Raw genomic sequence first — 3,859 nt, 5'->3', positions numbered from 1 at the left:
AACCACACGGTTCTCTTCAAACATGGTAAGTCAAGATACCTCGGTGAACGCTTACATAAATTGGGACCGATAACCCCTTGTGATGCATTGTCAGGCTTTTGAGCTTTCACTATTTCCTTGCAGTGGCGACATTGACCTGAGAATAAACGGTATTCAGTGATATCGACAGTGGGCTTGGGAATATCAAAGACTTGGTGTCGGTAGTAAGGGGCCACCATGAACATCAATGTCAGACCGATCGCAACAAGGACAACTATCAGGGAAGCAATCGATAATGATATCCGTGTCTTTTAATGGGGAGAGTTTTCGTTGATGCCCTGTGTGGCCTTCTTTAGCTCCTCTCGAATTGCGACCACCAGAGCTTTCATCTTTTTTCGCTCATGGCGATCTTTAGGACTGTCTGATGAGGGCGATTTTGAAGAATTTTTGGAGCTAGTGGTTAGCTTATCTTCATAATGTCGGAGCTGTTCCCACAGCTCATCAATAAGCACCTTAGCCTCATTCAAATCAGAGACTTTAGGTGGCGCGTCTTGGTATTTAGGAGCTTTTTTTCTAGTCATGCAACTATGATGACGCTCTAAAATGATCACTCAATACCTAAAGTGGGATCAAGTGCTAGATGTCACAATTTTTTATGTCAATAGGGCTTGGTGAACACTTACGTGTGAAAGGGAAAGGAAGTTATGAAACTTCGTACTACATTTGCACCGACAACTTGTCCTTAGAGCTCGCCGCGACAGCGACAAGGAAACATTGGCATATTGAGAACCAGCAGCATTGGGCGTTGGATGTCATTTTTAAAGAAGATGAGCAACAAATTTATGCAGGAGACTCCGCGTTAAACATGGCTTGTTGCCGACGCTTTGTACAAAATTTGTTTAGAAAATCTTCAGGCAACTTGTCAGTACCAAGGAAAATGAATAAAGCAGTGTGGGATCAAGATTACAGAGCTTCGATTTTGTTTACATCGGATTAACAAAGCTTATTCGTGCCCTTTGGGTTAGGTATGCCTGAAACTTGTCGTATTGATTAAGAAATACGCGAAACGGGTTGGCTCTATCTCTAAATTCAATTACGCAACAAAGCCTCATAACCTAGTACCCAGTTTGCGAAAAAACCCTTAAAAGTAAAACACATATAAAGATAATCAGATTTATCAATATAATATAATCTTATTATTCAATATAACTGTTATTTTTTATTTAAAGAAGATCCAGACATATATCCAACTCACCTCAAGATGCCGTATTCAGCGAATCGACCTCTTGGATCAGACAACTTGTAAGTAGAGTATTATTCCGCTTCGCTGTCTTCTCTGAACTCAACTCAGTGACCCCGCTCTGAATATAGCATATTGAGGTCACTTGGGTATAACAGTTAATAAAAAATCTTATTGTAGAGCTAAACATATTTGTAAAGCCATACAAATTAAAAAGGCAATTAATTAGATTCAATACATATACATCATCTCACTCATTAACAATAGAATAATTGGGGTTTTTATTTCTAGAATAATAACGTTGAATAGACACTGCTAATAATGGAACAACAGCAGAAACAAATATTGCAAGCATTGATATTATTTCCATATTTTGCAGTTTATCATTTTCTACAAACAACACCGAAGAGGAAATCAATGATGCCAATCCTATAAATAGCCCTTGTGAAGCATTTTGAATAGACATATATTTCGCTCTCTCACATGGTTTTGTATGCTTAGATGAAAACAAAACACTTGTCACTGTACGAGTCATACTAAATGCCATAAATCCTGCAAACAACCCCATAATAAATGGCTCATCCGATACAAAAACAAATGCTCTAAATATTATAAAGATAATTACCATTGAACAAAATAAAATAACAAAACTTTCATTTATTTTCTCAGCGATTTTCCCGCACACTCCCATAACAATAAAGCTTAAAATACCAGCGATAAAATAATAGGCACTTAAACTCCCTCTTTCCAATCCTAAATTAAATTGTATATAAACTGGAATGTGAGGGACAATTAAAAATGTAGAGAATACGGTCAACCCTGTCAGGACAAACGACTTTAAAAATACAGCATTACCAATAACACCAAACTTATAGATGTCCAATTTATTATATTTTCTAATGTGGTCTTTCATCGATGGAAGTGAAATATTAAAAAACAAGGAAATAATAAGACCAAAAAATGCAAGAGAATATAGAGGAAGCCTCCAGTCAGAATAATTAGACATTACCAATGCTAGCGGCACCCCAACAATTGATGATATAGATAGCATACTCGTTACAATCGAAAAAGCAAAAGTCCTTCGTTGCATAGAAACATAATCTAAAACAATAGACATTGATACCGATATTAGCGGACCTGCAAATATACCAGAAAAAGCTCTGAATAAAACAAGACTATCAAAATCCCAGGACATTGTCGTGATAAGTGTCATAATTGACATACCCAACAAAGAACCAAAAATAACTTTTTTTCGATCAAACTTATCTAAAACGCCTGATAATAATAAAGAAGATAGCGACGAGGAAAAAATATATACGCCTGTTATATAGCCAGTATAACTTTTGTTTATATTCATCTCTACAACCAAATCTGAACTTAATGGTACCATCATCATAAATTCAAGGCTATGTAAAAACTGAATTAAAGATGCAAATAATATTACTTTTTTCTCAAGGGGGATTTTCAAAAAATTCATCTTACAAGTTTCCTCTAAACTTAGCAAAACAATAATCATACATCTTAGTATTACAATTTACCAAAATATACTGATATATAATTAATTAATGTTGCATCGGTTAATAAAAACCGACGCAACAATATTTATGACATGAATATTATAACATACTGTCAATAGACAATGCCAAGAGTTCAACATTGGGATGCTCTAATATATCGTAATGATTTCCTTTGATTCTATCAAAATATATCAATCCATTTTTGAAAGCATTCTTAAGCTCATTTTCAAGTTTGTATCCACTTGATTTCAACAGACCGTCTTCTGCCACACATAGATGCAATTTAGCGTTGGTCAGCCTTGGCTTGAAATTTGATAAAAACTCTAAATGTTTATAAGTTACATGCAATTGTGACTTGATATTGGTACTTATCTCTAAACTTATGTTCTTTTCAATCTTTTCCTTTACGAATTCGAATAAAATATCAAATATATCGCCATCTGAAAAGTTTTTATGATTAATCCGATTTGATTTTAATAGTTTAATTAGCTCACTTCTTTCAAAGTAATTAAGAGATCGCCCCACTATCGAAGATAGCATAACAATAACAGATGCGATAAATAGCTTTTCTTGATCATCCAAATCACTAGGTATAGAGCTTGGATCGACAATACATAGATAATCCACTTCATTCCCTTCAGACTCTAAGTAGTTAGCTATCGCTAATGCAATTAGCCCTCCAGAAGACCAGCCAAGTAACTTGTATGGTCCATGAGGTTGAGTCTCTTTTATAAGCTCTCCATATACTCTAGCCAATGACTCAATATTATCTATTTTCAAATCAATAGAAGCTACTTCACTAGACTGAATAGCATAAATATTACATTCACTTTTTATTCTTTTAGATAGTTCTTGATAAAAACTGATTTGTCCACCAATTGGATGAACACAGAAAATATTTTTTTCACTTTTAGTTTTTTTTAATGGAACTAATAACGAAGGCTCATATTTATTTTCATCTATTATCAGTGACAGTTTTTCTATTGTTGGATGTGTGATGATACAGTTTAAAGAAACATTTATTTTAAATATTTCTTCTATCATATTAAATAATCTCATTGCTAATAAAGAATGCCCACCGATAGTAAAGAAATTATCCAGAACACTGATTGCGTCTAATCCT

The 3,859-nt window shown here is 34.3% G+C and carries 3 protein-coding genes and 1 pseudogene; 1 reads left to right on the top strand and 3 read right to left on the bottom strand.

Annotated features, from left to right (window positions below; genetic code table 11):
* Nucleotides 1-290 precede the first annotated feature (290 nt).
* On the bottom strand, nt 291-590 hold the full coding sequence (locus AB6C75_RS23050; RefSeq protein ID WP_238131177.1) for a DUF6444 domain-containing protein: 300 nt from the start codon (nt 588-590) through the stop codon (nt 291-293).
* 74 nt (nt 591-664) lie between these two features.
* Here AB6C75_RS23050 and AB6C75_RS23045 point away from each other — a divergent pair.
* Nucleotides 665-976 (top strand): annotated as a pseudogene (locus AB6C75_RS23045) (ISAs1 family transposase); the annotation flags it as partial.
* Nucleotides 977-1,469: 493 nt separating this feature from the next.
* Here the strand turns inward: AB6C75_RS23045 and AB6C75_RS23040 are convergent.
* Together AB6C75_RS23040 and AB6C75_RS23035 are read right to left on the bottom strand one after the other, a co-directional pair.
* A complete protein-coding gene (locus AB6C75_RS23040; RefSeq protein ID WP_372109427.1) occupies nt 1,470-2,696 on the bottom strand; it encodes an MFS transporter in 1,227 nt (408 codons plus the stop codon).
* 139 nt (nt 2,697-2,835) lie between these two features.
* Nucleotides 2,836-3,859, bottom strand: a 1,024-nt coding sequence (locus AB6C75_RS23035; RefSeq protein WP_372109426.1) for a thioesterase domain-containing protein, incomplete at its 5' end; no start/stop codon positions are given.

The organism is Vibrio sp. 10N.237.312.B06 (genome assembly GCF_041464685.1).
Taxonomy (GTDB): Bacteria; Pseudomonadota; Gammaproteobacteria; order Enterobacterales; family Vibrionaceae; genus Vibrio; species Vibrio tasmaniensis_A.
Note: the sequence above shows the minus strand (reverse complement) of the source record. Positions and strands in the feature narration are given on the sequence as shown.